Annotated in this window: 6 protein-coding genes; 1 reads left to right on the top strand and 5 read right to left on the bottom strand. The window is 26.8% G+C overall.

Features of this window, described 5'->3' with window-relative positions:
* Positions 1–71 precede the first annotated feature (71 nt).
* Entirely contained in the window at positions 72–890 is an 819-nt protein-coding gene (locus tag G3997_RS07175; RefSeq protein WP_296644891.1) for an undecaprenyl-diphosphate phosphatase, read from the top strand.
* A 34-nt stretch (positions 891–924) separates the two neighbouring features.
* Here the strand turns inward: G3997_RS07175 and G3997_RS07180 are convergent, their stop codons facing one another.
* The 5 genes from G3997_RS07180 to recA form a co-directional block, all read right to left on the bottom strand.
* Positions 925–2703, bottom strand: a complete 1779-nt coding sequence (locus G3997_RS07180) for a UvrD-helicase domain-containing protein (protein ID WP_296644893.1) — start codon at positions 2701–2703, stop codon at positions 925–927.
* A gap of 111 nt (positions 2704–2814) precedes the next feature.
* Positions 2815–3108, bottom strand: coding sequence for a hypothetical protein (locus G3997_RS07185; protein ID WP_296644895.1), 294 nt, complete (start codon positions 3106–3108; stop codon positions 2815–2817).
* A gap of 70 nt (positions 3109–3178) precedes the next feature.
* The gene (locus G3997_RS07190; RefSeq protein WP_330616304.1) at positions 3179–3589 is read right to left on the bottom strand and encodes a DUF1722 domain-containing protein; all 411 of its coding nucleotides are present in this window, start codon (positions 3587–3589) and stop codon (positions 3179–3181) included.
* 232 nt (positions 3590–3821) lie between these two features.
* A complete protein-coding gene (rny, locus tag G3997_RS07195; RefSeq protein ID WP_296644900.1) occupies positions 3822–5360 on the bottom strand; it encodes a ribonuclease Y in 1539 nt (512 codons plus the stop codon).
* A gap of 247 nt (positions 5361–5607) precedes the next feature.
* Positions 5608–6654: a recombinase RecA gene (gene recA / locus G3997_RS07200; protein ID WP_296644902.1), complete on the bottom strand. Its 1047-nt coding sequence runs from the start codon at positions 6652–6654 to the stop codon at positions 5608–5610.
* Positions 6655–6840 lie beyond the last annotated feature (186 nt).

The raw sequence follows: 6840 nt of genomic DNA on the forward strand, positions 1-6840 counted from the left end.
TTGAATATATTTTATATTATTGATATACTTATAAATAGCGCAATTTACTTACATAGGAGGTAATTTTATTAATGGAATTAATAGAACTTTTTAAAGCCGCTCTTATTGGTATAGTTCAAGGTATAACAGAGTGGCTACCTGTAAGTAGTACAGGTCATATGATTTTATTTAATGAATTCGTAAAAATGAACGTATCTGAAACTTTTATGAGTACATTTTTAGTTGTAATTCAGTTTGGTTCTATACTAGCTGTTCTTACAATTTTCTTTAAAAAACTAAATCCTTTTGATGGTTCAAAAACTAAAATTCAAAAAAGTGAAACCATAGATTTATGGATTAAAGTTATAATAGCAGTTATACCATCTGGTATACTTGGTTTATTATTTGATGATAAAATTGATGAATTATTCTTTAACCCAACAACTGTTGCAATAGCTTTAATAGTATACGGTATAATTATGATTATGCTAGAAAATAGAAATAAAAAGCCATCAGTTAATAGCTTTTCACAAGTTAGTTATAAACTAGCTATTGGTATAGGTTTATTCCAATGTCTAGCTTTAATACCTGGTACATCTAGATCAGGATCTACTATAATCGGTGCAGTTTTACTTGGTACATCTAGATATGTAGCAACAGAATTCTCATTCTTCTTAGCTGTACCTACTATGCTTGGTGCAAGTGCATTAAAACTTGTTAAAACAGGTTTTGCATTTACTGGATTTGAATGGTTAATACTTGCTACAGGATCTGTTGTTGCTTACATAGTTTCTATATTAGCTATTAAGTTCTTACTTGATTACATCAAAAAGCATGACTTTAAAGTATTTGGATATTATAGAATAATTCTTGGTATATTAGTACTTGGATATTTCTTTTTAATTAAATAATCAAAATAAAAAGAAGCACATTTAGTGCTTCTTTTTATTTTGATTCAATAAGAAGCTTTATAATATCACTAGTCTCTTCGTTAAATGCTGTAATTATACTTAAATAATCACAAGCTCTATTTGTAGCTAGGTATACTTTATTTAAATCTCCTATAAAATCATTTATTTGATAATCTTGTGTTGTGTCATTTATAGTATGATTATATAACATCTCTAATTGACAAACTATACATGCTTTATACTCTAAATTTTTGATTGTATATATGTTAGATATTGTTACACCAACTTTTTTACTTATATTTGTTAAATTTTCTTCTGCATATATATATGGTATATCTGCATTTTCTAATGCCTTTCTTAACATATATTGAAAGTACATGATTTTACCACTTTTYAATTTTTTCTTATTATATGGATATATTATTGCTATATCAGAATAAGCTAGTCCTTTTTTATTTATAAGGTAGTCTAACTCCCAAATAACTGAGCTTATTTGTTCTTCTAAATCACTTACTTTTATTATATCTACAGATTTAGTAGTATCTCTTATAGGTTGGGTTTTATAAAATCCAGTAGTTTTAATATTATCTCTTATACTCTCTATATATTTATTTATATTTTCACAGAAATTATTATTAAAATCTATAAGTTCTTTAGATTGCCTATAATTTTTATTTAATATAACAATATTATCAAACCCTATATCTTCTACTCTATCTTTAAATATATTAACATTATTTGATATATTTAAACTATCACAAGAAAAAACATTAAATATATATTTTGTCTTGTATAAGAATTCTCTTACAAAATTAATTTCATTTTCAGAAAAACCTTCTGCTTCATCTATAAATATACCCTTAAACATATTTTTATTTTTTATAATATTTCTAGCTTGCTTAACTATATTATTAAATGTTTTATGGTAATCTTTTTTAAGCATATTATAGTCCACTACTAAGTTATATCTTTTAGCAAGCTTTAAAACAAATCCATTAAGAGTATATATGTCTATATTATTACTTTCTTTATATAAAACCTGTAATTTTTCTCTTAATTCATTACATTCTTGCTTCGTATTAGTTAGTATTAAAAATCTATGATGTGGATAAACTCTAGCTAACTTCATAACTTTTGACAACATAAGAGTGCTTTTTCCTGTTCCAGATCCTCCCCTAAACAATGTACTTCCATAGTTTATAGATATTATTTCTCTTATTTGCTCTTCACTTAACGGTGTCGCACTATATTCATAGTCATCACTATAAAAGGAAATTTTTTTTAATTCATTATTTAAATGTATTTTATCATTTAATACGTAATATTCTGGACAAATATCTAATAAAAATAAATTTAAATCTATCTCATTATTTTTATCTTTAAGATAATTATCTATTAAGCTACTATCATTTAAAATAGCTTTAAGCTTTCTTCTATCTATTAAGTTATTTTCTACAAAATTTTCAAATCCATATGTATCTTCTATATCAACATAAGGCATTACAAATACATAATTATATTCTATATTTGATTTTAGTTGATCCATTTTTATTTTCAATAGATCATATTCTTCATTCATAACTTCCAATAACTCTTCTTCTAAAATAAAAAATAACTCTTCAGTTGTATCCATAAACTTTATAAATAACAACTTATTATCTTTTATATATAGCATATCTGTATTTATTCCTTTAAAAGGTGTTACCTTAGGAATTATACTTACAGTATTGCCTACTTTATTATAAAAAGATTTTTCTATATCTTTAAGCCTTAAAGCTTCTAGTTGAGATTTAATGTCTGTGTACTGATTCACTTTAAATTCCCCCCTTAATTATAATAATTATATCATTTTAATATAATTTTTTCCATATTGACATTTATACATAAAAYAATAAAAGGAGAGTAAATATACTCCCCTATATAATTATATTTTATAATTACTTTTATAATTAGTTTCTAACCATATATTCATTTTTCTTCTTACTTCATCTTTCTTTACTTCTTCAAATTGTGCATCTTGAATAGTGTAACATTGAACTAAGTTTTCTACATTAGCTGGATATTCTATAAATTTACCATTTTTATTTTCAAATCCAATACTCATTATATCATACTTTTCATTTTCATTATTTAATACTACACCATATTCTATAGAGTCATTTTCTAAATTACTATTTGTAATTTTTACATATTGGTTTTTAGCTAATTTATTTAACATAAAATCATCCTTTCTTGTTGTTGTATATTTATTATTCCCATTTTCCTTAAGTCTATATGTAATTAACTTTTTATAACTTTCTTCCCTTTCCAGAATCAGTTATATTTATAAGGTTTTCTGGGTATGGATAAAAAAATGTTTGATTTAGTATATCATTATCATTAAATCTAGTTGCGTACATTTTTATAACAACCACAAGAGTGCTAAATGGTATTTTTTGATTATTATATGAATTAAGTAAATCATTAAACATATCTATTTCTTTAGTATTTAGCATAGGTTTATACTTTTCAAATAAATTTATTATAACTGAAATCTTATTATTTTTATCTCGTTCATTAGAAACTATATTTAATATATTTTCTTGATAATCTGACACATCTTTTATTTCTCCTTTATATAATAATTTACTTAATTCATTTGTCAATTCTTCATTATAAGATTTTAGTAATAATAAATTACTATTATGAAATTTTCTTATNTAGTCTGTATATCTACATAATCTTTAAGAGATTGAATAACTTTATCATTATATCCTTGACCATCATATCTACATTTTTTACCACATAAACATTCACTAACTATAATTTTAGGTTTTCTCATAGATTAAACTCACTCCATGACTTTTATTTATAATTTTATCTATAATTTTATATAATATTAATTAATTTTTACCATAATAAAAAAGAGAGGTATTTAACCTCTCTTTTTTATTATTTAGCATATTCAATTGCTCTAGTTTCTCTTATTATACTTACTTTTATTTGTCCTGGATATTCTAATTCATCTTCTATTCTCTTAGTCATATCCCTAGCTAATAAATGAATATCTTCATCACTAACGTTTTCAGGCTTAACCATTATTCTTATTTCTCTACCAGCTTGTATAGCAAATGATTTATCTACTCCTTCATATGAGTTAGCTATTTCTTCTAGCTTTTCTAATCTTCTGATATACGCTTCTAAAGTTTCTCTTCTAGCACCAGGTCTTGCTGCTGATATAGCATCTGCTGCAGTTACAAGTACTGCTTCAATTGTCTGTGGCTCATAATCTCCATGATGTGTACTCATAGCATGTATAACTTCTTTAGATTCTTTGTATCTCTTAAGTAAATCCATACCTATTTCAACATGAGTACCTTCCATTTCGTGGTCAACTGCTTTTCCTATATCATGTAAAAGCCCTGCTCTTTTAGCAAGTCTAATATCTGCACCTATCTCAGCTGCCATTATACCTGCTATATGTGCTACTTCTATAGAGTGCTTAAGTACATTTTGCCCATAGCTTGTTCTGTAGTTAAGTCTTCCTAATAATTTAACTAACTCTGGATGAAGTCCATGTACTCCTGTTTCAAAAGCAGCTTGCTCTCCATATTCTTTTATTATACTCTCTACTTCTTTTCTAGCTTTTTCAACCATTTCTTCAATTCTAGCAGGATGTATTCTTCCATCTGCTATTAATTTTTCAAGTGCTATTCTAGCAACCTCTCTTCTGATTGGATCAAATCCTGATAGTATTACAGCTTCTGGGGTATCATCTATTATAAGATCTATACCTGTTAGTGTTTCTAGTGTTCTTATATTTCTACCTTCTCTACCTATAATTCTACCCTTCATTTCATCATTAGGTAAATTTACAACTGTAACAGTAGTTTCAGCAACATGATCAGCCGCACATTTTTGTATAGCATACCCTATTATTTCTCTTGATTTCTTTTCTGCTTCTTCTTTAGCTTGAGACTCTATTTCTTTTATCATTATAGACATTTCTCTTCTAACATCTCTTTCGGCATTAGTTAAAATTATTTCCTTTGCCTTATCAGAAGTTATCCCTGATATATTCTCTAGTTTCTCTAATTGTTGTGTCTTTATAGCTTCAATTTCTTCTTCTTTTTTAGCTACATTATTTAACTTTTCCCCTAAAGTTGTTTCTTTTTGTTCTAAGTTTTGTAACTTTTTGTCTAATATTTCTTCTTTTTGCACAACTCTTTTTTCATATTTCTGTAAGTCAGATCTTCTTTCCTTATTTTCTTTTTCAGATTCAGTTCTTAACTTATGAATTTCTTCTTGTGCTTCTAATAATTTTTCTTTGTGTATTCTCTTTGAGTCATCTTCTGCTTGTTTTATTATTCTATCAGCTTCACTATTAGCTTGGCCAATTTTTGACTCATATATATTTTTTCTCACAAAATAACCAGCAATAATACCTACTGCTATCCCTAATAAAATACTTATTATATCTATGACACCCACCTCCTTTGATAATAATCCCAAAATTACATTTTAAGAGTTTAACAATTTTATAATTAAATTAAAACTATAGCATATAGAAAAAATACAATCATTACTTTTAAGATATATATTGTAATGTCGATAAAATCCTCTATTTCTAATATTTAAGAGTATTTTATTTAAAATCATATTTAGATACTATGTCCTTAATTAATTTTATAATTTTTTCTATCGCATGTCAAGTTAATAGGAGGTGTGTATTGCTTTATTATTCTAAATTTAGTAATGTATCTTCTTCTTCCTGTGCATTTTCTCTTGTTTCGTCTAATTTATAGTAATGTCTTACCTTTTCGTCTATTTCTTTTACTAAATCAGGATTATCTTGTAAGAACTTTTTAACATTTTCTCTACCTTGTCCTAGTTTAGTATCATTGTATGCATACCAAGCTCCTGATTTTTTAACTATCTCAGCTTCTGCTGCTATGTCTAGTAAATCTCCAACTCTAGATATACCTTCCCCATACATTATATCAAATTCTACTTGTTTAAATGGAGGAGCAACCTTATTCTTAACAACCTTAACTCTTGTTCTATTTCCTAATACCTTATCACCTTGCTTTATAGAATCTATTCTTCTTACTTCTAATCTTACAGAAGAATAGAACTTAAGAGCACGACCACCAGTTGTTGTTTCAGGATTACCAAACATTATACCAACTTTTTCTCTTAATTGGTTTATAAATATTGCAACACAGTTAGATTTTTTTATAGATCCTGTTAATTTTCTAAGTGCTTGAGACATAAGTCTTGCTTGAAGACCAACGTGTGAGTCTCCCATATCTCCTTCTATCTCTGCTCTAGGAACAAGTGCAGCAACAGAGTCAACTACTATTATATCTATAGCTCCACTTCTTATAAGCGCTTCTGCTATTTCTAGTGCTTGTTCTCCTGTATCTGGTTGAGATATTATTAAGTTATCTATATCTACACCTAACGCTTTTGCATATACTGGGTCAAGTGCATGTTCGGCATCTATAAATGCTGCTATTCCACCTTGCTTTTGTGCTTCTGCTATGGTATGAAGAGCAACTGTTGTCTTACCTGAAGATTCAGGTCCATATACTTCTATTATTCTTCCTTTTGGAAGTCCACCTATACCAACTGCTATATCAAGTCCTATTGAACCTGTTGATATAACATCAATTGCCATTGATGTAGCTTCCCCAAGCTTCATTACTGATCCTTTACCAAACTCTTTTTCTATTTTGCCTAATGCTTGATTAAGGGCATTTAGTTTTTCTTGTTCTATACTCATGTATATCATTCCTTTCCGATTACATTTCTACAAACATTTGTTCTATTCTGTATAACTATTATATCTTATAAAATAATTGCCGTCAATTATAAAATTCTTCCTAGTTATATAGACTCTATTATATAGATACTAAATTCTCTTTAAGTAAGATTTTACCATACTTATATTATTTATAAACTTTTATTT

This window comes from Romboutsia sp. 13368, assembly GCF_018336475.1.
Lineage (GTDB): Bacteria > Bacillota > Clostridia > Peptostreptococcales > Peptostreptococcaceae > Romboutsia.

Coding starts and splice junctions, on each gene's coding strand:
- recA (WP_296644902.1), bottom strand. CDS start 6,654: ATGAGTATAGAACAAGAAAAACTAAATGCCCTTAATCAAGCATTAGGC.
- G3997_RS07185 (WP_296644895.1), bottom strand. CDS start 3,108: ATGTTAAATAAATTAGCTAAAAACCAATATGTAAAAATTACAAATAGT.
- G3997_RS07175 (WP_296644891.1), top strand. CDS start 72: ATGGAATTAATAGAACTTTTTAAAGCCGCTCTTATTGGTATAGTTCAA.